Source organism: Streptomyces sp. McG3, assembly GCF_018619185.1.
Taxonomy (GTDB): Bacteria; Actinomycetota; Actinomycetes; order Streptomycetales; family Streptomycetaceae; genus Streptomyces.
Map to the genome: position 1 here is coordinate 1 of NZ_JAAXYC010000052.1, position 22,960 is coordinate 22,960.

At 71.7% G+C, this 22,960-nt stretch carries 17 protein-coding genes and 1 riboswitch; of the genes, 6 read left to right on the top strand and 11 right to left on the bottom strand.

Annotated features, from left to right (window positions below):
- A partial coding sequence (locus HET64_RS11800; protein WP_251145187.1) for a GNAT family N-acetyltransferase occupies positions 1–2,094 on the bottom strand: 2,094 nt, incomplete at its 3' end.
- Positions 2,095–2,266: 172 nt separating this feature from the next.
- Between HET64_RS11800 and HET64_RS11805 the strand changes: the two genes are divergently transcribed.
- On the top strand, positions 2,267–2,548 hold the full coding sequence (locus HET64_RS11805; RefSeq protein WP_018957072.1) for an HPr family phosphocarrier protein: 282 nt from the start codon (positions 2,267–2,269) through the stop codon (positions 2,546–2,548).
- Between the two features lie 162 nt (positions 2,549–2,710).
- Here the strand turns inward: HET64_RS11805 and HET64_RS11810 are convergent, their stop codons facing one another.
- The 4 genes from HET64_RS11810 to HET64_RS11825 form a co-directional block, all read right to left on the bottom strand.
- Positions 2,711–3,418: a GntR family transcriptional regulator gene (locus HET64_RS11810; RefSeq protein ID WP_215104619.1), complete on the bottom strand. Its 708-nt coding sequence runs from the start codon at positions 3,416–3,418 to the stop codon at positions 2,711–2,713.
- Between the two features lie 177 nt (positions 3,419–3,595).
- Positions 3,596–4,411, bottom strand: coding sequence for a M23 family metallopeptidase (locus HET64_RS11815; RefSeq protein ID WP_215104621.1), 816 nt, complete (start codon positions 4,409–4,411; stop codon positions 3,596–3,598).
- Between the two features lie 13 nt (positions 4,412–4,424).
- Positions 4,425–4,592: riboswitch (cyclic di-AMP (ydaO/yuaA leader) on the bottom strand.
- Positions 4,593–4,814: 222 nt separating this feature from the next.
- The gene (locus HET64_RS11820) at positions 4,815–6,185 is read right to left on the bottom strand and encodes a pitrilysin family protein (RefSeq protein ID WP_215104622.1); all 1,371 of its coding nucleotides are present in this window, start codon (positions 6,183–6,185) and stop codon (positions 4,815–4,817) included.
- Between the two features lie 26 nt (positions 6,186–6,211).
- Positions 6,212–7,585 carry a pitrilysin family protein gene (locus tag HET64_RS11825; protein WP_215104625.1) on the bottom strand — a complete coding sequence of 458 codons (1,374 nt, stop codon included), beginning with the start codon at positions 7,583–7,585 and terminating at the stop codon, positions 6,212–6,214.
- 255 nt (positions 7,586–7,840) lie between these two features.
- Between HET64_RS11825 and HET64_RS11830 the strand changes: the two genes are divergently transcribed.
- Positions 7,841–10,297 carry a DNA topoisomerase (ATP-hydrolyzing) subunit A gene (locus tag HET64_RS11830; RefSeq protein ID WP_215104626.1) on the top strand — a complete coding sequence of 819 codons (2,457 nt, stop codon included), beginning with the start codon at positions 7,841–7,843 and terminating at the stop codon, positions 10,295–10,297.
- A gap of 41 nt (positions 10,298–10,338) precedes the next feature.
- Here HET64_RS11830 and HET64_RS11835 read toward each other — a convergent pair whose 3' ends face one another.
- The gene (locus HET64_RS11835) at positions 10,339–11,511 is read right to left on the bottom strand and encodes a GTP-binding protein (protein WP_215104628.1); all 1,173 of its coding nucleotides are present in this window, start codon (positions 11,509–11,511) and stop codon (positions 10,339–10,341) included.
- A 24-nt stretch (positions 11,512–11,535) separates the two neighbouring features.
- Complete coding sequence (locus tag HET64_RS11840; RefSeq protein WP_215104630.1) at positions 11,536–12,681, bottom strand: citrate synthase/methylcitrate synthase; 1,146 nt, start codon at positions 12,679–12,681, stop codon at positions 11,536–11,538.
- A 144-nt stretch (positions 12,682–12,825) separates the two neighbouring features.
- Here HET64_RS11840 and HET64_RS11845 point away from each other — a divergent pair, with 144 nt between their 5' ends.
- The gene (locus HET64_RS11845) at positions 12,826–14,091 is read left to right on the top strand and encodes a citrate synthase (protein WP_215104632.1); all 1,266 of its coding nucleotides are present in this window, start codon (positions 12,826–12,828) and stop codon (positions 14,089–14,091) included.
- A gap of 40 nt (positions 14,092–14,131) precedes the next feature.
- On the opposite strand, the gene HET64_RS11850 is transcribed toward HET64_RS11845, so the two are convergent.
- The gene (locus HET64_RS11850) at positions 14,132–15,151 is read right to left on the bottom strand and encodes a LacI family DNA-binding transcriptional regulator (protein WP_215104634.1); all 1,020 of its coding nucleotides are present in this window, start codon (positions 15,149–15,151) and stop codon (positions 14,132–14,134) included.
- A 185-nt stretch (positions 15,152–15,336) separates the two neighbouring features.
- Between HET64_RS11850 and HET64_RS11855 the strand changes: the two genes are divergently transcribed.
- On the top strand, positions 15,337–17,040 hold the full coding sequence (locus HET64_RS11855) for a sensor histidine kinase (RefSeq protein ID WP_215104636.1): 1,704 nt from the start codon (positions 15,337–15,339) through the stop codon (positions 17,038–17,040).
- A complete protein-coding gene (locus HET64_RS11860) occupies positions 17,037–17,711 on the top strand; it encodes a response regulator (protein WP_215104638.1) in 675 nt (224 codons plus the stop codon). The genes HET64_RS11855 and HET64_RS11860 overlap by 4 nt, the downstream gene beginning before the upstream one ends.
- Before the next feature lie 57 nt (positions 17,712–17,768).
- On the opposite strand, the gene HET64_RS11865 is transcribed toward HET64_RS11860, so the two are convergent.
- The 3 genes from HET64_RS11865 to HET64_RS11875 all read right to left on the bottom strand — a co-directional run bounded on the left by HET64_RS11865 (position 17,769) and on the right by HET64_RS11875 (position 22,180).
- Positions 17,769–19,361 carry a cation acetate symporter gene (locus tag HET64_RS11865; protein WP_215104640.1) on the bottom strand — a complete coding sequence of 531 codons (1,593 nt, stop codon included), beginning with the start codon at positions 19,359–19,361 and terminating at the stop codon, positions 17,769–17,771.
- Complete coding sequence (locus tag HET64_RS11870; protein WP_215104659.1) at positions 19,358–19,801, bottom strand: DUF485 domain-containing protein; 444 nt, start codon at positions 19,799–19,801, stop codon at positions 19,358–19,360. Before HET64_RS11870 ends, HET64_RS11865 begins: the two co-directional genes overlap by 4 nt.
- 252 nt (positions 19,802–20,053) lie before the next feature.
- Positions 20,054–22,180: a type IIA DNA topoisomerase subunit B gene (locus HET64_RS11875; protein WP_215104642.1), complete on the bottom strand. Its 2,127-nt coding sequence runs from the start codon at positions 22,178–22,180 to the stop codon at positions 20,054–20,056.
- A gap of 445 nt (positions 22,181–22,625) precedes the next feature.
- Between HET64_RS11875 and HET64_RS11880 the strand changes: the two genes are divergently transcribed.
- Entirely contained in the window at positions 22,626–22,859 is a 234-nt protein-coding gene (locus HET64_RS11880; RefSeq protein WP_018957087.1) for a hypothetical protein, read from the top strand.
- Positions 22,860–22,960 lie beyond the last annotated feature (101 nt).

Here is a 22,960-nt window from a genome sequence, read left to right on the forward strand (position 1 = left end):
AGGGCTTCGGCGGGCGGCCGGGCGGCCGGCGCGAGGGGCTGCTGGGGCTGCTTCTCTAGGTCCACCGCCCCAGCGTACCCAAACGCGATAGATCGCGACTACCCCTCCAACCGGCGCGCCCCGGCCCGCGCTCGGGGCCGGAGTGGTGCCGGCCTGCGGGGAGGCGGCTGCCGCCCGGGTCCGGTCGGCGGCGGGCGTCACCGTACGGGGGCGGGGCGCGGCGGTGCTGGACGCGGCGGCCAGCGCCTCGGCGAGGCCCCCGATCTCGACGTGGACGACTGCCACCGGCTTGGCAGCGCCCCCGGCGACGGCCTTGTGCAGGGCGGCGGCGAGCACTTCGCCGTCGCCGGTCTCGGCCTCCCCGTTCTCCCCCACCCACGGGATGGCGGTGACGATCACGGCGTCGCAGGTCCCGTCCGCCAGCGCCTCGGCCAACGCGTCCCGGAAGTCCTGCGGGGAGGCGGCGGTGGTGAGGTCGATCGGCGGGCATGGGCGCAGTCCCTCGGCCAGGCAGGCGTCGTACGACAACAGGCCGAGGGACTCGGAGTTGCCGAGGATGGCGACCCGGGGGCCGACCGGGAGCGGCTGGCCCGCCAGCAGGAGTCCGGCGTCGACCATCTCGGTCACGGTGTCGACCCGGATGACGCCGGCCTGGCGCATCAGCGCGGAGACCGTGGCGTCGGGGATGCGGCTGACCGGGACGGCGTGACCGGGTGGGGTGGAGCCGCTGTGCCGGGCCCCCTTGACCACGACGACGGGCTTCACGGCGGCGGTGCGGCGGGCGAGGCGGGTGAACTTGCGGGGGTTGCCGAGCGATTCGAGGTAGAGCAGGGCGACGTCGGTGTCCGGGTCCTCGAAGGAGTACTGGAGGAAGTCGTTGCCGGAGACGTCGGCCCGGTTGCCCGCCGAGATGAAGGAGGACAGGCCCGCGCCGCGGCGGTGGAGGCCGGAGAGCAGGGCGATGCCGATCGCGCCGGACTGGGTGAACAGGCCGATCCGGCCGCGGGCGGGCGACTCGGGGGCGAGCGAGGCGTTCAGCCGGACGGACTCGGCGGTGTTGATGATGCCGAAGGCGTTCGGGCCGATGATCCGCATGCCGTACGAGCGGGCCTGGCGGACCAGCTCGCGCTGGAGTCCGCGGCCCTCGGCGCCCCGCTCGGCGTATCCGGCGGAGAGGACGACCAGCCCCTGGACTCCGTGTTCCCCGCAGTCGGCGACGGCTTCGGGGACCCGGTGGGCGGGGACGGCGATGACCGCGAGGTCGACCTGCTCGTCGATCTCGCCGAGCGAGCGGTGGGCGGGGACGCCGTCGAGGGTGGTCATGCCCTCGTCGAAGGCGCGGTTCACCGCGTACGTGCGGCCGGTGTAGCCGGAGGCGAGGAGGTTGCGCAGGACCGTGCGGCCCACGCCGCCGGGGGTACGGCCGGTGCCGATGACCGCGACGGAGCCGGGGGCGAGCAGACGCTGCACCGAGCGGGCCTCGGCGCGCTGTTCGCGGCCGCGCTGGACGGCGAGGGACTTCTCGGTGGGTTCGAGGTCGAGGGTGAGGTGGACGGAGCCGTCCTCGAAACTGCGGCGCTGGGTGTAGCCGCCGTCCCGGAACACCTTGATCATCTTGTTGTTGGCGGGGAGCACCTCGGCGGCGAAGCGGCGGATGCCGCGCTCGCGGGCGACCGCGGCGATGTGTTCGAGCAGCGCCGAGGCGACGCCCCGGCCCTGGTGGGCGTCCTGGACGAGGAAGGCGACCTCGGCCTCGTCTGCGGGGGCGGAGGCGGGGCGGCCCTGGTCGTTGATGCGGTCGTAGCGGACCGTTCCGATGAACTCGCCGCCGATCGTGACGGCCAGTCCCACCCGGTCGACGTAGTCGTGATGGGTGAAGCGGTGCACGTCCCGGTCGGATAGGCGCGGATACGGGGCGAAGAACCGGTAGTACTTCGACTCGTCGGACACCTGCTCGTAGAAGCTGACCAGTCGCTCGGCGTCGTCCGTGGTGATCGGCCTGATGCGCGCGGTGCCACCGTCGCGGAGCACCACGTCCGCTTCCCAGTGGTCGGGGTACGCGTGATGCGGACTCTGCTCCGGCGTGGGCTCCATGGGCAAAGCCTACGGCGGGGACCCCGGTCGCGGAGAGATCGGCGCCCGGGCAGTCCGAGGCGGCCCGGACCGGGGCCGCCGGAGCACAGGACCGGACGGGAGGCCGGGCACAGCACCACGCACTGCATGAGAGACTGGTCTAGACAACCGTTGATATGTGAAGGGCAGAACCATGGCTGAGCGCCGCGTAAACGTCGGTTGGGCCGAGGGCCTGCACGCCCGCCCCGCTTCCATCTTCGTCCGTGCCGCCACGGCTTCCGGCGTCCCCGTGACGATCGCCAAGTCCGACGGCAACCCGGTGAACGCCGCCTCCATGCTCGCCGTGCTCGGTCTGGGCGCGCAGGGCGGCGAGGAGATCGTGCTCGCGTCCGACGCGGACGACGCCGAGGCCGCTCTGGACCGGCTCGCGAAGCTGGTCGCCGAGGGCCTGGAAGAACTTCCCGAGACCGTCTGACCGACCCACGCGACCCGGCCCGGCCGGATTCGACAGGCGCGAGAGCCGTGACCCCTTTGAGGGATCACGGCTCTTTCGCTTTCGGGAAAGAGCCGTGGATCGATAATTCGGGCAGCACAAACAATGCCCCGCAATTACTTCTCTTTGTATACGGCTCTTCTGTTAATGGCGGACTCCCGCGGTGTTTACGTCATGTTGCGAAGTGCTCACGCGGGGAGGGGGCGGGGTGCGCCGCCCCGGCGGTTGCGGGCGGCGCAGCCGGTGGGCCCCGGTGGCGCGTTCCGCGTACTGGGCGGTCAGCGCCCTCGCCCGCTCCGCGTCGCCGCGCGCGACGGCGTCCACGATCGCGCCGCGCTCGGCCCAGGAGTCGACCGGTCGGGCCGGCTGCTCGACCGCGTACATCCAGGCGATCTTGTGGCGGAGCTGGGTGAGCAGGGCGATGAGTCCGGGGCTGCCGGAGGCCTGGGCGAGGGTCTCGTGGAACCAGCCGGCCAGCGAGCGCAGATCCTCGCCCTCGCCCCGGCGGGCCCGCTCCTGGCCCAGCCTGACCAGGCCCCGGAGCACCTTCAGGTGGGCTTCCGTGCGGCGCTGGGCCGCGCGGGCCGCGCCCAGCGGCTCCAGGAGCATCCGCACCTCCAGGAGATCGGCGGCCTCCTGCACGGTGGGCTCGGCGACACAGGCGCCCGCATGTCTGCGGGTGACGACGAAGCCCTCGGACTCCAGGGTGCGCAGGGCCTCGCGGACCGGGACGCGGGAGACCCCGTAGCGGCGGGCCAGCAACTCCTCGGTGAGGCGGCTGCCCCGCTCGTAGACACCGGAGACGATGTCGTCACGGATTGCCGTGCATACCGAATGCGCGGGAATGCGCATGTCCGAACCTCCGCCTTGATCCCCGCGAAACGCGGCCGCCCGACGTCTGTTCCGTGACTCTATTGCAATCTGCCGGAATTTCCGATGGCAGACCGGAATCCATGGATATCTTCGGGCCGGAATTGCCGAAGGCCCCGGCGGGCGCCGGGGCCTTCGGACGGGGTCGCGCCCGGTGGGTCAGACGTTCAGTCCGTGGGAGCGCAGGTAGCCGACGGGGTCCATGTCGGAGCCGTAGTCGGGGCTGGTCCGGGCCTCGAAGTGCAGGTGCGGGCCGGTGGAGTTGCCGGTGGAGCCGGAGAGGCCGATCTGCTGGCCGGAGGAGACGCTCTGGCCGACGGAGACGCCGATCGAGGAGAGGTGGCCGTACTGGGTGTACGTGCCGTCCGTCATCCGGAGCACGATGTTGTTGCCGTACGCGCCGCCCCAGCCGGCCTCGACGACCGTACCGGCGCCGACGGCGACGACGGAGCTGCCGGAGGCGGCCTGGAAGTCCACGCCGGAGTGGCTGCCGGAGGACCAGAGCGCACCGCCGGTGTTGTAGCCGGTGGTGACGTGGGAGCCGGCGACCGGGAGGTGGAAGGCGTTCAGACGGGCGCGCTCGGCCGCCCGGGCGGCACGGGCCTTCTCCTCGCGGACCTCCTTGGCGCGGGCCTCGGCCCTGCGCTCGGCCTCCGCCTTCGCCTTGGCCTTGGCGGCCTTCTCGCGGGCCTCCGCGGCGGCCTTGGCCTTCGCCTTCGCGATCGCGTCGGCCTGCTGCTTCTGGGCGTGGGCCTGCGCGTCTATCTGCTCGGCGAGGGTGGCGTCGAGGGCGACGGCCTGGGTGAGGCCGGTGTCGGCGACCTGGGCTGCCTCGGTGTCCGCGGCGAGGGCCGGGGTGGCCAGCGAGCCGAGGACTCCGGTGGTGGCCAGAGCCGCGATGCCGGCGGCCCGGGCGCTCCGGCGCGTGAGGCGGCTCGGGGCACGGTGCTTCCCGGTGGCACGGGTGAACGCCATGGAGGGGCTGATCCTTTCCTTCCTTCTCGCCTACCGGGTTAGCTGACGGGTTCGGAGCAGGAAGGTCTCCTACGGATCCCCGCGCCGGTTTCGCGGCACGGGCCTCCGATTCACCCCAGGGACTGCGTGGGTCCCCGGCTCCCCAGGCTCGCGCCTGACGGGGACTCGGCGATGACTGCCCGGCGCCGCGGCTGCGGCATACGGGTGGCGGACAGCCGAGCCGACGCTAGGCGGGGCGACTTCCCCTCACCAAACGGACAAGGGGATTTGTCGCACATCCCACAGGGCAGACAGGCAACCTCTCCCCCAAAAGTGACGGATGAGATTAATCAGGCAAAAAGGAAGAACCCCGACGAACGTGCGTTCGTCGGGGTTCTGTTCGCGGCGGTGTGCCACAGGTGCGTCAGCCGGTGACGACGGACACCTCTCCGATGCCGAGGGCCCTCACGGGCTCCTCGATCTGCGCGGCGTCCCCCACGAGGACCGTGACCAGCCGGTCGACCGGGAAGGCGCTGACCACGGCGGCGGTCGCCTCCACGGTGCCCGTCTCGGCGAGCCGGGCGTAGAGGTGGGCCTGGTAGTCGTCGGGGAGGTGCTGCTCGACCTGGTCGGCCAGCGTGCTCGCGACGGAGGCGGCGGTCTCGAACTTCAACGGGGCCACGCCCACCAGGTTCTGCACGGCCGTCTCGCGCTCGGCGTCGGTCAGTCCCTCGGCGGCCAGCGTCCGCAGAACCTTCCAGAGGTCGTCCAGCGCCGGTCCTGTGGACTCCGTGTCCACCGAACCGCTGATCGCGAGCATGGCCGCGCCGCCCGAGTCGGGGCCGCTGGAGCGCAACACCTGGGCGAAGGCCCGCACCCCGTAGGTGTAGCCCTTCTCCTCGCGCAGCACCCGGTCCAGCCGGGAGGTGAGGGTGCCGCCCAGGCAGTAGGCGCCGAGCACCTGTGCGGGCCACACACGCTCGTGCCGGTCGGCGCCGATCCGGCCGATCAGCAGCTGCGTCTGGACCGCGCCGGGCCGGTCCACGATGACCACACGGCCGGTGTCGTCCGCGGTGATGGGCGGCACCGGGCGGGCCCGGCCGGCGTTGCCCGACCAGTCGCCGAGGGTCTCCGCCAGCAGCGCGTCCAGGTCGATGCCGGTCAGGTCGCCGACGATCACGGCCGTCGCGGTGGACGGACGGACGTGGGCGTCGAAGAAGGCGCGCACGGCGGTCTCGTCGATCCGCCGGACCGTCTCCTCGGTGCCCAGTCGCGGGCGGGACATCCGGGCGGTGGCCGGGAACAGCTCCTTGGAGAGCTGTTTGGCGGCGCGCCGGGACGGGTTGGCGTGCTCGTGCGGGATCTCGTCGAGGCGGTTGCCGACGAGGCGCTCGATCTCGCTCGCGTCGAAGGCCGGGGCCCGCAGTGCCTCGGCGACCAGCCCGAGGGCCTTGGCCAGGCGGGAGACCGGGACCTCCAGGGAGACCCGGACGCCGGGGTGGTCGGCGTGCGCGTCGAGCGTGGCCCCGCAGCGCTCCAGCTCGGCGGCGAACTCCTCGGCGCTGTGCTTGTCGGTGCCCTCCGAGAGCGCCCGCGACATGATCGTGGCCACGCCGTCCAGGCCCTCGGGCTCGGCCTCCAGCGGCGCGTCCAGGAAGATCTCCACCGCGACGACCTGCTGGCCGGGGCGGTGGCAGCGCAGCACGGTCAGCCCGTTGGGCAGGGCGCCGCGCTCGGGCGCCGGGAAGGCCCAGGGGCGGGCCGTGCCGGGCGTGGGCTGCGGGTGGTACTCCATGGCTACTCCAGTCACGGCGGCGTCGCTCACTTGTCCGCCCCCTCGTGCGCGTCGGTGCCTGCCGTGCCCTCGTCGGACTCGTCGGCCTCGTCGGCCGGCTCGATGGGCTCGTACACCAGCACCGCCCGGTTGTCGGGGCGCAGGGTCGCCTCGGCGGCCGCGCGCACCTCCTCCGCGGTGACGTCCAGGACCCGGCCCACGGCGCTCAGGGCGAGCTGCGGGTCACCGAACAGGACCGCGTAGCGGCACAGTTCGTCGGCGCGGCCGGCGACCGTGCCGAGCCGGTCCAGCCACTCGCGCTCCAACTGCGCCTGGGCCCGCTCCATTTCCTCGGGGGTGGGCCCCTCGGCGGCGAACCGGGCCAGCTCCTCGTCGACCGCGGCCTCGATCGTCTCCACCTCGACGCCGCCGGACGTCTTCACGTCCAGCCAGCCGAGCGAGGGCGCTCCGGCGAGCCGCAGCAGTCCGAAGCCGGCCGCCACCGCCGTACGGTCGCGGCGGACCAGGCGGTTGTGCAGCCGGGAGGACTCGCCGCCGCCCAGCACCGTGAGCGCCAGGTCGGCGGCGTCACAGGCGCGGGTGCCGTCGTGGGGGAGGCGGTAGGCGGCCATCAGGGCGCGCGCCGGGACCTCCTCGTGGACCACTTCGCGCAGCTGCTCACCGATGGTCCCGGGCAGCGTCCCGTCGCGCGGCGGCTGCTTGCCGTCGTGGGAGGGGATGGAGCCGAAGTACTTCTCGATCCAGGCGAGCGTCTGCTCGGGATCGATGTCGCCGACCACCGAGATCACCGCGTTGTTGGGCGCGTAGTACGTACGGAAGAACGCGCGGGCGTCCTCCAGCGTGGCCGCGTCCAGGTCGGCCATGGAGCCGATCGGGGTGTGGTGGTACGGGTGGCCCTCGGGGTAGGAGAGGGCGGTCAGCTTCTCGAACGCGGTGCCGTAGGGCACGTTGTCGTAACGCTGGCGGCGTTCGTTCTTGACGACGTCGCGCTGGTTCTCCATGGACTCCTCGTCGAGCGCGGCGAGGAGGGAGCCCATCCGGTCGGCTTCCAGCCAGAGCGCCAGCTCCACCTGGTGGGTGGGCATGGTCTCGAAGTAATTGGTCCGCTCGAAGCTGGTCGTCCCGTTGAGCGAGCCGCCGGCTCCCTGGACGAGCTCGAAGTGACCGTTCCCCTTGACCTGGCCCGAGCCCTGGAACATCAGGTGCTCGAAAAGGTGAGCCAGACCGGTGCGTCCCTTGACCTCGTGGCGCGAGCCGACGTCGTACCAGAGGCAGACCGCGGCGACCGGGGTCAGATGGTCCTCGGAGAGCACCACACGCAGGCCGTTGGCCAGGCGGTGCTCGGTCGCTGTCAAGCCGCCGGAGCCGGCCTGTGCGGTGGCCGTGTGACCCATGGGCATGTACGTCCCTTCGATCGCGATACTGGACTTCCTGCCAGACCTGCCACTCTAAGCAAGCGCACCGGCACCTGGCGAAGTTCCCGTTCCGTGGATGTTTCCGTCGATGGTGTCGCGGACGCCCCCTCGGCCCGCTTCGGACGGGTCGAGGTCGGCGTTGTCAGTCCGGCGGTCCACAATGGACCGCGTCAGTAGCTCGTGTTGTACCGAACAAGCTCAGGTTGTCCGAACAGAATCTGTGAAGGAGTCGCAGCCGCGATGGCCCGCCGTAGCACGAAGACCCCGCCGCCGCCGGACGACTTCGAGGAGAAGATCCTCGACATCGACGTCGTCGACGAAATGCAGGGCTCCTTCCTCGAGTACGCGTACTCGGTGATCTACTCCAGGGCCCTGCCCGACGCCCGCGACGGCATGAAGCCGGTGCACCGCCGCATCGTGTCCCAGATGAACGAGATGGGGCTGCGCCCCGACCGCGGGTATGTGAAGTGCGCCCGCGTCGTCGGTGAGGTGATGGGCAAGCTGCACCCGCACGGCGACGCCTCGATCTACGACGCCCTGGTGCGCATGGCGCAGCCGTTCTCGATGCGCCTCCCCCTGGTCGACGGCCACGGCAACTTCGGTTCCCTCGGCAACGACGACCCGCCGGCCGCCATGCGGTACACCGAGTGCCGGATGGCCGACGCCACCTCGCTGATGACCGAGGCGATCGACGAGGACACCGTCGATTTCCAGTCGAACTACGACGGCCAGGAGCGCGAGCCGGTCGTCCTCCCCGCCGCCTATCCCAACCTCCTGGTCAACGGGGTCTCCGGGATCGCCGTGGGCATGGCCACCAACATGCCTCCGCACAACCTGGGCGAGGTCATCGCAGCCGCCCGGCACCTGATCAAGCACCCGGGCGCCGACGTCGAGACGCTGATGCGCTTCGTCCCGGGACCCGACCTGCCCACCGGCGGACGCATCGTCGGGCTGGGCGGCATCAAGGACGCGTACACGGCGGGCCGCGGCACCTTCAAGATCCGTGCCACCGTCGCCGTGGAGAACGTGACGGCCCGCCGCAAGGGCCTCGTCGTCACCGAACTGCCCTTCACCGTCGGCCCGGAGAAGGTGATCGCCAAGATCAAGGACCTGGTCTCGGCGAAGAAGCTCCAGGGCATCGCCGACGTCAAGGACCTCACCGACCGGGCGCACGGGCTGCGTCTGGTCATCGAGGTGAAGAACGGCTTCGTGCCGGAAGCGGTGCTGGAGCAGCTCTACAAGCTGACGCCGATGGAGGAGTCCTTCGGCATCAACAACGTGGCCCTGGTCGACGGCCAGCCGCTCACCCTGGGCCTCAAGGAGCTGCTGGAGGTCTATCTGGACCACCGCTTCGAGGTGGTGCGCCGGCGCAGCGAGTTCCGCCGCACCAAGCGCCGCGACCGGCTGCACCTGGTCGAGGGCCTGATCGTCGCCCTGCTCGACATCGACGAGGTCATCCGGATCATCCGGGACAGCGACAACTCCTCGCAGGCGAAGGAGCGCCTGATGGCGCACTTCTCGCTGAGCGAGATCCAGACGCAGTACATCCTGGACACCCCGCTGCGCCGGCTCACCCGTTTCGACCGGATCGAGCTGGAGAGCGAGCGGGACAGGCTCACCGGCGAGATCGACGCGCTGACCGCGATCCTGGAGTCGGACGCGGAGCTGCGCAAGCTCGTCTCCTCGGAGCTGGCCGTCGTGGCGAAGAAGTTCGGCACGGACCGGCGCACGGTGCTGCTGGAGTCGGCCGGTGCGCAGATCGCGTCCGTGCCGCTGGAGGTGGCGGACGACCCGTGCCGGGTGCTGCTCTCCTCGACGGGCCTGCTGGCCCGCACGGCGAACGCGGAGCCGGTCGAGATCTCCGAGGACGCCCGGCGGACCAAGCACGACGTGATCGTGTCGGCGGTGGCGGGGACGGCGCGCGGCGACGTCGGGGCGGTGACCTCCACGGGCCGGATGCTGCGGCTCTCGGTGATCGATCTGCCGCAGTTGCCGGACACGCACGCGGAGCCGAATCTCTCGGGCGGGGCGCAGATCTCCGAGTTCCTCAGCCTGGAGGCGGACGAGGAGCTGGTCTGTCTGACCACCCTGGACGAGGCCTCGCCGGGCCTCGCGATCGGCACCCTTCAGGGTGTGGTGAAGCGCGTCGTGCCGGACTACCCGCCCAACAAGGACGAGTTGGAGGTCATCTCCCTCAAGGACGGTGACCGCATCGTGGGCGCGACCGAACTGCGCACGGGCGAGGAGGACCTGGTGTTCATCACCTCCGACGCCCAGTTGCTCCGCTATCCGGCGGCGTCGGTGCGTCCGCAGGGGCGGGCCGCCGGGGGGATGGCGGGCGTCAAGCTTGCTGCCGGGGCCGAGGTGCTGTCGTTCACGGCGGTGGACCCGGCGGCCGAGGCGATCGTGTTCACGGTGGCCGGCTCGCACGGCACGCTGGACGACTCGGTGCTGACGTCCAAGCTCACCCCCTTCGACCAGTATCCGCGCAAGGGCCGGGCCACCGGCGGGGTGCGCTGCCAGCGGTTCCTGAAGGGCGAGGACGTCCTGGTGTTCGCGTGGGCGGGCCCCACCCCGGCACGGGCCGCGCAGAAGAACGGCACCCCGGCGAAGCTGCCGGAGCCGGACCCGAGGCGGGACGGCTCGGGCACGCCGCTGCTGGAGACGGTGGACGTGATCGCGGGACCGCCGCTGTAGGCAGCCCCTCCCGTACGGCGGGGAGCGGCCCGGAGGTGTTGTCACGCCTCCGCGGCCGCTTCCTGTACGTCCATGGGGTCGGCCCGTTGTCCGTCCCACGGGTCCGCCCGTTGTACGTCCACGGGGTCCGCCTCGTTCTGTACGTACCGGAGCACGCCCCACATGCCGCGTTCGGTGGCTGAGCTGTCGGTGGCGTCGGCGGGACCTTCGGGGGCGGGCCCGTCCGCGCGGCAGGCGGCGAGCCCGGCCAGCAGTGCTTCGGCGTCGATGCCCGCGCCGATCATGACGAGCTGGGTGAGCCGCTGTTCGCCGCGCGCCCACGGGCGGGGGACGAAGCGCAGGAAGCGGCCCACCGCGTGCAGCGCGTACGTGTTGTCCCGGTCCCCCGCGCCGAAGTCCGCGAACCCCTTGATCCGGTAGAGCCCGTCGGGCCGGGAGTCGAGGAACTCCATGAAGCGGCGTGGGTCCATGGGGATGTCCGAGGTGAAGTCGACACTCTCGTACGCGGCGTGGAGGTGATCGTCGTGCCCCTCGTGCCCGTCCGTCGCCTCCTGTCGCAGCAGGTCCTCGAAGGTGAGCTGACGGACCTTGTCCTGGTGGTCCGGTCGCAGGGCCGGGTCGAAGAGGAGCTCCGGGTCGATCCGTCCGTGCACGGCGCAGATCACGGCGGCGGGACCGCTCAGCTCCGCGACCGTCGCGCGCAGCCGCGCCCGGTCGGCCTCCCCCACCCGGTCGGTCTTGTTCAGGACGACGAGGTCGGCGACGTCGAGATGGCGGTCGAGCTCCGGATGCCGCTGACGGGTGCTGTCGAACTCCGCCGCGTCGACGACCTCGACGAGGCCCCCGTACCGGATGCGCGGGTTGTCGCTGGCCAGGAGCATACGGACGAGCTCCTGGGGTTCGGCGAGCCCGCTCGCCTCGATGACGATCACGTCCAGTCGGGCGGACGGCCGGGTCAGCGTCTCCAGGAAGGTGTCGAGTTCGCTCGCGTCGACGGCGCAGCACAGACAGCCGTTGCCCAGCGAGACGGTCGAGCCGACCTGCCCCGAGACGGTCATGGCGTCGATCTCGATGGCCCCGAAGTCGTTGACGATCACGCCGATCCGGGTGCCCGCGCGATTGCGGAGCAGATGGTTCAGGAGCGTGGTCTTCCCGGAGCCGAGGAAGCCCGCCAGGACGACGACCGGGATCTGCGGGGTGCGGGGCGGGGTCAACGGGGGCCTTCCTCAAGGACGTCGTCAGGGCGCCGGGACCGGCTGCGGCGGGGGTGCGCCGACGTAGCGGGCCGCCGGGCGGATGATCTTCGAGTCCTCCGCCTGCTCCAGGATATTGGCGCTCCAGCCGATCACCCGTGCCGCACAGAAAGTGGGGGTGAACATCGCGCGCGGCAGCCCGCACAGCTCCATGACGACCCCGGCGTAGAACTCCACGTTGGTGTGCAGTTCCCGGCCCGGCTTGAGCTCGGCGAGGATGGCCTCGACCTGGCGTTCCACCTCCACGGCGAAGTCGACGAGCGGTCCGCCGAAGCCCTGCGCGAGGGACTTGAGCATCCGGGAGCGCGGGTCCTCGGTGCGGTAGACGGGGTGCCCGAATCCCATGATGCGGCGGCCCGAGAGGACCTGCTCGCGGATCCAGCCGTCGATGCGGTCCGGGGTGCCGATGGCGTCCAGGGTGTCCAGGGCCCGGCTGGGGGCTCCGCCGTGCAGCGGTCCGGAGAGCGCGCCGACCGCCGCGACCAGGCAGGCGGCCAGGTCGGCTCCGGTGGAGGCGACGACACGGGCGGTGAAGGTGGAGGCGTTGAAGCCGTGGTCGACGGTGGAGATGAGGTACTGCTCGACGGCCCTGGCGTGTTCGGGCTCCGGCTCCGACCCGGTCAGCATGTACAGGTAGTTCGCGGCGTGCGGCAGGTCCTCGCGGGGCTCGACCGGCTGGAGCCCCTGGCCCAGGCGGTGGAGGGCGGTGAGGATCGTGGGGACGGCCGCGCAGACGGTGAGCGCGTCCTGGCGCCGCTGCTCGGTCCCGATGTCGTACACGGGACGGAATCCGGCCGAGGCGCCGAGCAGGGACAGCGCGGTGCGCAGTCCGGCGAGGGGGCCGGAGACGGCGCCGGCGCGGGCGATGGCGGGCAGCGCGTCGCGCACCTCGGCGGGCAGGGTGCGCAGCGCGGCCGTGCGGGCGGCGAAGTCGGCGGCGGCCGCCCGGTCGGGCAGTTCGCCGTGGACCATCAGGTACCAGACGTCCTCGAAGCCACGGGTCCGCGCGAGCTCGATCGCCGAGTACTGGCGGTAGTGGTAGAAGCCCTCGCGGCCGCGTACGTCGCCGAGGGCGGTGTCGGTGACGACGACGCCGGCGAGACCGCGGGGGACGGCAGGGGTGGTGGTCATGGCTGTTCTCTTCTCTCTTTCCGACACACGGAACATTGATTCGACTGTCTATGCTTGACTTGAATTCTGTCAATATTGATTGAATCAATACATGAAGGAACGCAGGGACCCCCTCATCGATTCGGGATGGATACGGTGGCCGTCATGACGGATCAATCAGCGCCCGACGAGCAGGGGCCACCCCGGCTCACCACCCGGGACGCCGCCGAACTGCTGGGCGTGAAGCCGGAGACGCTGTACGCGTACGTCAGCCGGGGCCAGCTGAGCAGCGCGCGGGCCGCCGGGGGGCGGGGCAGCACGTTCGACGCCGACGAGGTCCGGGCGCTGGCCCGGCGTTCGGGGCGCAGGGACGCCTCCCCGGCCGGGGGCGACCTGGTCTTCCGCACCGGCATCACGCTCATCGAGGGCGACCGCTGCTTCTTCCGCGGGGTCGACGCGACGGAGCTGGCCGGGCACTACAGCTACGAGGAGGTCGCCGAGTGGCTGTGGACGGGCGAGCCGAGCCCGGGCGCCCGGTTCACCGCGGCAGCCGGGACCCTCGCGGCGGCTCGCCGGACGGTCGGCGCGCTGCCCGCGCACAGCGGGTCGACGGACCGGCTGCGGGTGGCGGTGACCGCCGCGGCGGCCACGGATCCGCTGCGGTTCGACCTGTCGCCCGAGGCGGTGCTCAGCAGCGCCCGGAGTCTGATCCCGACGCTGGTGGGAGCCCTGCCGGCGCTCGGCGACCCGGCGGACGAAGGGGGTTCCCTGGCGCGGGAGCTGTGGTCACGGCTCACCGCGGAGCCGGCCGACGCCCCGTCCCTGGCCGTGCTGGACGCGGCCCTGACCCTCCTGATCGACCACGATCTGGCCGCCTCCACCCTGGCGGCCCGGGTCGCCGCCTCCGCGCGGGCCCACCCGTACGCCGTGGTCTCGGCGGGCCTCGGTGTGCTGGAGGGGCCGCTGCACGGCGCCGCGAGCGGGCTGGCGCACCGGATGCTCCGGGAGGCGGTGGACCGGGGCAGCGCGGTCCCCGTGGTCGCCGATCATCTGCGGACCGGGCGGCGGGTGCCGGGCCTGGGCCATCGGCTCTACCGGGGCGAGGACCCGCGGGCGACGGCCCTGTTCGCGCTGCTGGAGGACGTGCCGCAGGCAGCCGGGGCGCTCGCGGCGGCCCGCGAGGTGGTCGGCACGACAGCGCGGCACGCTCCGCTGCACGCCAACATCGACCTGGCCCTGGCCGTCCTGTCCGTCTCCCGGGGCATGCCGGCGGACGCGGGCGAGACGGTGTTCGCGGTGTCCCGCACCGCGGGCTGGATCGCCCACGCGCTGGAGGAGTACGGAGAGCGCCCGCTCCGCATCCGCCCCAGCGGGCAGTACACGGGCCCCCGGCCGCCCCAGCCGCTGCCCGGCCTCCAGACGACCTCCTAGGTCCAGACCAGGGGCTCGGGCAGTGCAAATTAGCTACGGATCACAGGGAATTCTCGCGCGGCGGCTGCGCGGTGGATCCGCGCACCACCAGCTCCGGCTCGAAGAGCAGCTCGTCCGAGGGGACGGTCCGCCCGCCGATCTGTACCGCGAGCAGCTCCACGGCCGCGCGCCCCATGGCCTCGATGGGCTGGCGGACGGTGGTCAGGGGCGGCTCGGTGCAGTTCATGAAGGCCGAGTCGTCGTAGCCGACGACCGACACGTCGGCGGGCACCGAGAGACCTCGGCGGCGGGCGGCGCGCACGGCGCCGAGCGCGAGCGGGTCGCTCGCGCAGATGATGCCGGTGACGCCCCGGTCCAGCAGCCGCATCGCGGCGGCCTGCCCGCCCTCCAGCGAGAACATCGCACGGGCCACCCACTCGTCGGGCACGGTCGTGCCCGCTTCCTCGGCGAGCACCCGGGCAGCGGCCAGCTTGCGCTGCGAGGGCACGTGGTCGGACGGGCCGAGGACGAGTCCGATGCGCTCGTGGCCGAGCGAGACGAGGTGCCGCCAGGCCTGCTCGACGGCGACGGAGTCGTCGCAGGAGACACCCGGGAAGCCGAGGTGGGCGATGGCCGCGTTGATCAGCACGACGGGGATCTTGCGGTCGGCGAGCACCTTGTAGTGGTCGTGCGGGGCGTCGGCCTGGTGGTACAGGCCGCCCGCGAAGACCACGCCGGAAACCTGCTGCTGGAGGAGCAGCTCGACGTAGTCGGCCTCGGAGACGCCGCCCTTGGTCTGGGTGCAGAGCACCGGGGTAAGCCCCTGCTGGGCGAGCGCGCCGCCGACCACTTCGGCGAACGCCGGGAAGATCGGGTTCTGCAGCTCGGGCAGGACGAGACCGACCAGCCTGGCCCGTTCGCCGCGCAGCTGGGTCGGGCGCTCGTACCCGAGGACGTCCAGCGCGGAGAGGACGGCCTGCCGGGTGGCGTCGGAAACGCCCGGCTTGCCGTTCAGCACCCGGCTGACCGTCGCCTCGCTGACTCCCACTTTCTGGGCCACTTGAGCAAGTCGTCGCGTCATGTGCGCAAGATTAGCGCAAGAAGTGCAAGTAGATTGCGTTGATGGCGAACTCCTCGGAAACGCTCCAGGAACGCTCACAGACACAACGCCGCGAAGCAAGAGGCGCGTACGGCGAAGGCCCGGCCGGCCGGGCCGGAACGCGGCCGAATTTCCGCCCCGGCCGCGCGGCCCTTACCGTCTCTACGATGAACGCCCCACCGACCCCCGGCCGGGGACCGCGCAGGTTCGGCTGGCCCCAGCGGGTCTTCTCCCAGGTCCTGCTGATGCAGCTGGCCATCATCACCGGCGTGACCATCCTGGTCACCGGCCTGTTCCTGGCCCCCCTCAGCGACCAGCTGGACGACCAGGCGATGCGCCGCGCCCTCGCCATCGCCCAGAGCACCGCCGCCCAGCCGGGGATCGTGGAGGACCTGAGCAGCACGGACCCGTCGGACCGGGGCCCCGTCCAGTCGGCCGCGGAGCGGATCAGGCGGGCGACCGGAGCGGAGTACGTCGTCGTCATGAACCAGCGCGGGGTGCGCTGGTCGCACCCCGACACCCACCGGATCGGCGCGATCGTCTCCACCGACCCCGGCGAGGCGCTGCGCGGCCGTGAGGTGATGGAGATCGACAGCGGCACCCTCGGCCGCTCGGCACGGGGCAAGGTGCCGTTGTTCGGCCCGTCCGGCGACGTGATCGGCGCGGTGTCGGTGGGCATCTCCTACGACAGCGTCCGCGCGCGGCTCCTCGGGGCGATCCCGGGGCTGCTCGCGTACGCGGGCGGAGCCCTGGCCGTCGGGGCGCTCGCCGCGTACCTGATCTCCCGCCGGCTGCAACGGCAGACCCATGACCTGGCGTTCTCCGATATCTCCGCGCTGCTGACGGAGCGCGAGGCCATGCTGCACGGCATCCGCGAAGGGGTCGTCGCCCTGGACGGGGCCGGCCGGGTCCGGCTGCTGAACGACGAGGCGCAGCGGCTGCTGGGCGTGGGCCCGGAGGCGGCGGGCCGGACGCTGGAGGAGGTGCTGGGCGACGGCAGGACCGCGGACGTCCTGGCCGGGCGGGTCGTCGGCGACGACCTGCTGGCGGTACGGGGCAGCCGGGTGCTGCTGGCCAACCGGATGCCCACGGACGACGGCGGGGCCGTGGTGACCCTGCGCGACCGGACCGAGCTGGAGAACCTGGGCCGCGAGCTCGACTCCACCACGGGGCTGATCGACGCCCTGCGCGCCCAGGACCACGAGCACGCCAACCGGCTGCACACCCTGCTCGGGCTGCTGGAGCTGGAGATGCACGAGGACGCGATGGAGTTCGTCACGGAGGTCGTGGGCGTACACCGGGCGACGGCGGAACAGGTCACCGAGAAGGTCCAGGACCCGCTGCTGGCCGCCCTCCTGGTGGGCAAGGCGACGGTGGCCGCCGAGCGCGGCGTAGCACTGCGGCTGGCCCCCGGCACCCTGCTGCCGGACCGGGTGGTCGATCCCCGGGGCCTGGTCACGGTCATGGGCAACCTCGTCGACAACGCCACGGACGCGGCGGCCGGATCGGAGGGGGCGCGGATCGAGGTCGGGCTGTGCGCGGAGGGACGTACGGTGATCCTTGAGGTGCGCGACAGCGGCCCCGGTGTCCCCCCGGAGCAGCACACGTCGATCTTCACGGAGGGCTGGTCCACCAAGGAGGTCCCGGCACACGGCAAGCGCGGCCTCGGGCTCGCCCTCGTCCGGAGGCTCGCGGAGCGTCAGGGAGGCAGTGTGACGGTGTCCGGGGCGGACGGAGGCGGTGCGGTGTTCACGGTCGTCCTGCCGGAGGCGCTGGCCGAGCCGGGGCCGCGGGCGCCGGCCGAGCCCGCCGCTTCCCCCGACGGTCCGCCGTCCACCGTGTGTCCGGCCCCGTCGGGAGGCCGGCAGTGATCCAGGTCCTGATCGTGGACGACGACGTCCGGGTGGCGCAGATCAACGCGGCCTACGTCGCGAAGGTCCCCGGCTTCAAGGTGGTCGCGCAGGCCCACTCGGCGGCCGCAGCCCTGGAGAGGGTCGAGGAGGTCCCGGTGGACCTGGTCCTGCTGGACCACTACCTGCCGGACCGCAACGGCCTCGCCGTCGTACGGGAACTGCGCCGCCTCGGCCGTCAGGTCGACGTGATCATGGTGACGGCCGCCCGGGACGTCGCCACCGTGCAGGACGCGATGCGCCACGGCGCGCTCCAGTACCTGGTGAAGCCGTTCACGTACGCGGGCCTCCGCTCGAAGCTGGAGGCGTACGCGGCGCTGCGGCAGGCACTCGACGGGGGCGGGGAGGCCGAGCAGGCACAGGTGGACCGGCTCTTCGGCGCGCTGTGGGCGGCGGACGAGCCGGCCCTCCCCAAGGGCCACTCCCCCACCACCGCCGAGCTCGTCCGAGGGGCGTTGCGCGGAGCCGACGGCCCGCTCTCCGCCCAGGAGATCGCGGACAGCGCGGGGATGAGCCGCCAGACGGCCCAGCGCTATCTGAAGCTGCTGGAACGCACCGGCAAGGTCCGGCTGACGCTGCGCTACGGGGAGACGGGCCGCCCGGAGCACCGGTACGCCTGGGCCGCCGGCTGAGCCGCCCGGGAGCCCGTACGGCGCTCTGCCGGGACACACGCGCCCCTGATGCCCGCCCTACGCGGCCCCGGCCCCCGTCAGCGCCCTGACCTCGGTCTCGGCGTGCTTGGCCTCGTCGGGCGGCTCGGGCGAGGTGACCGTACCGATCCAGCCGGCCAGGAAGCCGAGCGGGATGGAGACCAGGCCCGGGTTCTCCAGGGGGAAGAGCTGGAAGTCCACGCCGGGGAACAGGGACGTGGGGCTGCCCGAGACGACGGGTGAGACCAGCACCAGGACGACCGCCGGGACCAGGCCGCCGTACACGGCCCAGACCGCGCCCCGGGTGGTGAAGCCGCGCCAGAACAGGGAGTAGAGCAGGGCCGGGAGGTTCGCCGACGCGGCGACGGCGAAGGCCAGGCCCACCAGGAAGGCCACGTTGAGGTCCTGGGCGAGCAGTCCGAGGCCGATCGCGACCGCGCCGATCCCCGCGGCTGCGACACGCGCCACGGCGACCTCGCCGTACTTCTTGCGCCCGGGGCGGCGGAGCGAGGCGTAGAGGTCGTGGGCGACGGACGCGGACGAGGCGAGCGTGATGCCCGCGACGACGGCCAGGATGGTGGCGAAGGCGATGGCGGCGACCACGGCGAAGAGAATCGTTCCGCCGGTGGACCCCTCGCCGCCGCCGAGGTGGAGCGCCAGCAGCGGGACCGCGGTGTTGCCCGCCGCGTTCGAGGCGCGGACCTCGCCGGAGCCGACGAGCGCGGCGGCGCCGAATCCGAGCACGATCGTCATCAGGTAGAAGCTGCCGATCAGGCCGATGGACCAGACGACGGAGCGGCGCGCGGCGCGGGCGGTGGGCACGGTGTAGAAGCGCGACAGGATGTGCGGCAGCCCCGCCGTGCCGAGGACGAGGGCGACGCCCAGGCTGATGAAGTCGAGGCGCGAGGTCAGGTCCCCGCCGTAGCGGAGGCCGGGCGCGAGGAAGTCCTTGCCGTGGCCGCTGCGTTCGGCCGCGGTGGTCAGCAGGCTGTTGACGCTCCCGTGGAAGTGGACCAGGACGAGCACGGTGAGCGCGACGGCCCCGGCCATCAGCAGGACGGCCTTGACGATCTGGATCCAGGTGGTGGCGCGCATGCCGCCGAACGACACGTAGATCACCATGAGCGCGCCGACCCCGACCACCGTCCAGGACCGGGCCGCGTCGCTCGTCCCGCCGAGCAGCAGGGCCACGAGGCTGCCCGCGCCGACCATCTGGGCGACCAGGTAGAGCACGGAGACGGTGACGGACGAGGTGCCGACGGCGGTACGCACCGGGCGCTCCGCCATCCGGGCCGCGACCACGTCGGCCAGGGTGAACCGGCCGCAGTTGCGGACGAGTTCGGCGACGAACAGCAGGACGACCAGCCAGGCGACGAGGAAGCCGACCGAGTAGAGCATGCCGTCGTAGCCGAAGAGGGCGATCAGCCCGGAGATCCCGAGGAAGGAGGCCGCCGACATGTAGTCGCCGGCGAGGGCGAATCCGTTCTCCATCGGCGAGAACAGCCGCCCGCCGGCGTAGAACTCCTCCGCGGACCCCTGCCGGTTGCGGCCGACCCAGGTGGTGATGAAGAGCGTCACCGCGATGAACGCGCTGAACAGCAGCAGGGCGAGTGCCTGGTGGTCGCCTCTCAACGTCCGAGCCCTCTCGTCATCTCCTGGGTGTCCCAGCGCAGATCGAGCGCGGCCCGGTCCCTGCGCAGCCGCGCGTGCCGCGCGTACGCCCAGGTGAGCAGGAACGTGGTGAGGAACTGGCCGAGACCCGCCACCATCGCGACGTTGACCGCTCCGGCGACCGGGCGGGCCATCAGCTCGGGCGCGGTGGTCGCGGCGACGACGTAGGCGAGATACCAGAGCAGGAAGGCGAGGGCGGCGGGAGCCACGAAGCGGCGGTAGCGGCGGCGCACCTCGCGGAAGGCCGCGCTGCGGTGCACCTCCAGGTAGATGTCGGCCGCGCTGGGCTCGGGGTCCGGCGCCGCCGCGGCGGGCGCGTCGAGGTCCGCGATGCCGGCCGTCCGGTCCCGGCCGCACCGGTCGGAGTCCGGCGCGTCGTCCCACGGGTCGTCGAGCCGCACTCCCGCGGCCCCCGGCCCTGCTTCCTTCTCCACCGCACAACTCCCCTGATCCACGGACCTTTTCGGCCGCATGGCCAACCATGGGCGGTTCGGGAGGATCCCGGGCGCGTCATTCGCCCGGCTTCACCCCTTCAGGTGACAGAAGTCCCGTACGGCTGCGCGAACCGCGGGTCCCCGGGCCCGGCACCCCGGAAACGTACGCGGCCCCCGCTCCGGCGGTACGGGAGCGGGGGCCGACGCGGGCGCCAGGGGTCAGGCGTCGATGCGCGAGCGATCCAGGGTGGCCGCGGAACTGGTGATGAACTCCTTGCGGGGCGCGACCTCGTTGCCCATCAGCAGGTCGAAGACCTGCTCGGAGGATTCCAGGTCGCCGATGTTGATGCGCCGCAGCGTGCGGTGGCGCGGGTCCATCGTCGTCTCCGCCAGCTGATCGGCGTCCATCTCGCCCAGACCCTTGTAGCGCTGGATCGATTCCTTGATCCGGACGTTCTTGCGCTGGAACTCCAGGAGGGTCTGGCGCAGTTCGTTGTCGGAGTAGGTGTAGACGTACTTGTCCTGGCCCTTCTTGGGCTGGACCAGCTCGATCCGGTGCAGCGGCGGGACGGCGGCGAAGACCCTCCCCGCCTCGACCATCGGGCGCATGTAGCGCTGGAAGAGGGTCAGCAGCAGGCAGCGGATGTGGGCGCCGTCGACGTCGGCGTCCACCAGCAGGACGATCTTCCCGTAACGCGCGGCGTCGATGTCGAAGGTCCGCCCGGACCCGGCTCCTATGACCTGGATGATCGCCCCGCACTCGGCGTTCTTCAGCATGTCCGAGACGGACGACTTCTGTACGTTGAGGATCTTTCCGCGGATCGGCAGCAGCGCCTGGAACTCACTGTTCCGCGCCAGCTTGGCGGTGCCGAGCGCCGAGTCACCCTCGACGATGAACAGCTCGCTGCGCTCGACGTCGTCGCTGCGGCAGTCGGCGAGCTTGGCGGGCAGCGAGGACGACTCCAGGGCGGTCTTGCGGCGCTGGGCGTCCTTGTGCTGCCGGGCGGCGATCCGGGTGCGGGCGGCGGCGACGGCCTTCTCCAGCACCGCCCTGGCCTGGGCCTTGGCGTCCCGCTTCGTCGAGGTCAGGAAGGCCTTGAGCTCCTTGGCGACCACGCCTGCCACGATCCGGTTGGCCGCGGAGGTGCCGAGCACCTCCTTCGTCTGCCCCTCGAACTGCGGCTCGGCGAGCCGTACGGTGACGACGGCGGTGAGCCCTTCGAGGGCGTCGTCCTTGACGACGTCGTCCTCGGCGACCCGCAGCATCTTGGCGGAGCGCAGCGCCTCGTTCACGGTCTTGGTCAGGGAGCGCTCGAACCCGCTGACGTGGGTGCCGCCCTTGGGGGTGGCGATGATGTTCACGAACGACCGTACGGTCGTGTCGTAGCCGGTGCCCCAGCGCAGGGCGATGTCGACGCCGAGCTCGCGGGTGACCTCGGTGGCGGTCATGTGGCCGCGGTCGTCGAGGACGGGGACGGTCTCCTTGAAGGTGCCCGTGCCGGTCAACCGCTGGACGTCGCAGACGGCCTTGTCCTGGGCCAGGTACTCGCAGAACTCGCTGATGCCGCCGTCGAAGCGGAACGTCTCCTCGGTCTTGCCCTCGCCGTCCAGCCCTCGCTCGTCGCGGACGACGATCGTGAGACCGGGGACGAGGAAGGCCGTCTGGCGGGCGCGCTGGTAGAGCGTCTCCAGATTGAGCTTGGCGTCCTTGAGGAAGATCTGGCGGTCGGCCCAGTACCTGGTACGGGTACCCGTACGGGTCCTGGGGACCCGCTTTCCCTTCCGGAGGCCGTTGGCCGGGTCGAAGGGGCTGTCGGGGCCCTGCTCCGTGAAGATGCCCGGGACGCCTCGCCGGAAGCTGATGGAGTGGGTCGCGCTGTTGCGGTCGACCTCGATGTCCAGACGGGCGGAAAGGGCGTTGACCACCGAGGCGCCGACGCCGTGGAGGCCGCCGGAGGCCGAGTAGGAGCCGCCGCCGAACTTGCCTCCGGCGTGCAGCTTGGTCATGACGACCTCGATGCCGGAGAGGCCCGTCTTGGGCTCGACGTCGACCGGAATGCCACGGCCGTTGTCCCGGACCTCGACGGAGGCGTCGTCGTGGAGGATGACCTCGATCAGGTCGCAGTAGCCGCCGAGGGCTTCGTCGACGGAGTTGTCGATGATCTCCCAGAGGCAGTGCATCAGGCCACGGCTGTCGGTGGACCCGATGTACATACCGGGCCGCTTGCGGACCGCCTCAAGACCTTCGAGGACGAGGAGGTGCCGCGCGGTGTAGTTGGAGCTGTCCCGGTCGCCGCCTGCTCCGGTCAGCATCGCGGTGGACGGCACGGACGTTTCGGCGGTCACGCGGTTCGCTCCTCGCTGAATTTCATCTGGGGTCCCCGTGGGTACAGGGCTGGTCTTCGGTTGCCGCTGAGAGCCTACAGAGGCCTGGTAGAGCGGTTGTAACGCCACCCTCGGGGAATCCTCATGCTAGTCGAGCTTCTTCCGGGCTCGCATGGGTGTTCGATCATTCGTTGGAGTGACGTGCACATCACGTTCCCTTCGGCGCATGAACCATTTAGGCTCCGGGCACGTCCTCATGAACAAACCGGCAAGCCGGCCGGCGGGACCACCCCTAGACAAGCAATGCGAAACCGTAGCGCTCCGCATACGGCACATTCGCCGCCAACCGGCTACAGACAGCCACACCGAGAAGAAGTTTCGAAGAAAAGCCACGAGCGGGAACGTTTTCGGCCTGGTTGGATGTTGACCCTGGTACGACAGCTCGTCGAGCTAGAGAAGAGGCGACGTGACTACTGTTCTGACCCCCGCGAGCCCGCTGACCGCAGCAGACCGCTGTGACCGTTGCGGCGCCCAGGCATATCTGCGCGTCGTCCTGATCAGCGGCGGTGAACTGCTCTTCTGCGCCCACCACGGGCGCAAGTTCGAGCCGGAACTCAAGAAGATCGCCGCGGAAATACAGGATGAGACGGATCGGCTCACCGCCGTGCAGACGGCTGCTGCCGACGAGGAACAACACTGATACCTCGCATCCACGACGAGCCAGGGGCTGGTCCAGGACCGGCCGACGGGCGGCTCCCCCACCGGGGGAGCCGCCCGTTCTCGTCCGTGGCCGCCAGGATC

Coding starts and splice junctions, on each gene's coding strand:
- HET64_RS11815 (WP_215104621.1), bottom strand. CDS start 4,411: ATGGCGTTCACCCGTGCCACCGGGAAGCACCGTGCCCCGAGCCGCCTC.
- HET64_RS11845 (WP_215104632.1), top strand. CDS start 12,826: ATGACGGATCAATCAGCGCCCGACGAGCAGGGGCCACCCCGGCTCACC.
- HET64_RS11850 (WP_215104634.1), bottom strand. CDS start 15,151: ATGACGCGACGACTTGCTCAAGTGGCCCAGAAAGTGGGAGTCAGCGAG.
- HET64_RS11810 (WP_215104619.1), bottom strand. CDS start 3,418: ATGCGCATTCCCGCGCATTCGGTATGCACGGCAATCCGTGACGACATC.
- HET64_RS11855 (WP_215104636.1), top strand. CDS start 15,337: ATGAACGCCCCACCGACCCCCGGCCGGGGACCGCGCAGGTTCGGCTGG.
- HET64_RS11840 (WP_215104630.1), bottom strand. CDS start 12,681: ATGACCACCACCCCTGCCGTCCCCCGCGGTCTCGCCGGCGTCGTCGTC.
- HET64_RS11820 (WP_215104622.1), bottom strand. CDS start 6,185: ATGGAGTACCACCCGCAGCCCACGCCCGGCACGGCCCGCCCCTGGGCC.
- HET64_RS11830 (WP_215104626.1), top strand. CDS start 7,841: ATGGCCCGCCGTAGCACGAAGACCCCGCCGCCGCCGGACGACTTCGAG.
- HET64_RS11805 (WP_018957072.1), top strand. CDS start 2,267: ATGGCTGAGCGCCGCGTAAACGTCGGTTGGGCCGAGGGCCTGCACGCC.
- HET64_RS11825 (WP_215104625.1), bottom strand. CDS start 7,585: ATGCCCATGGGTCACACGGCCACCGCACAGGCCGGCTCCGGCGGCTTG.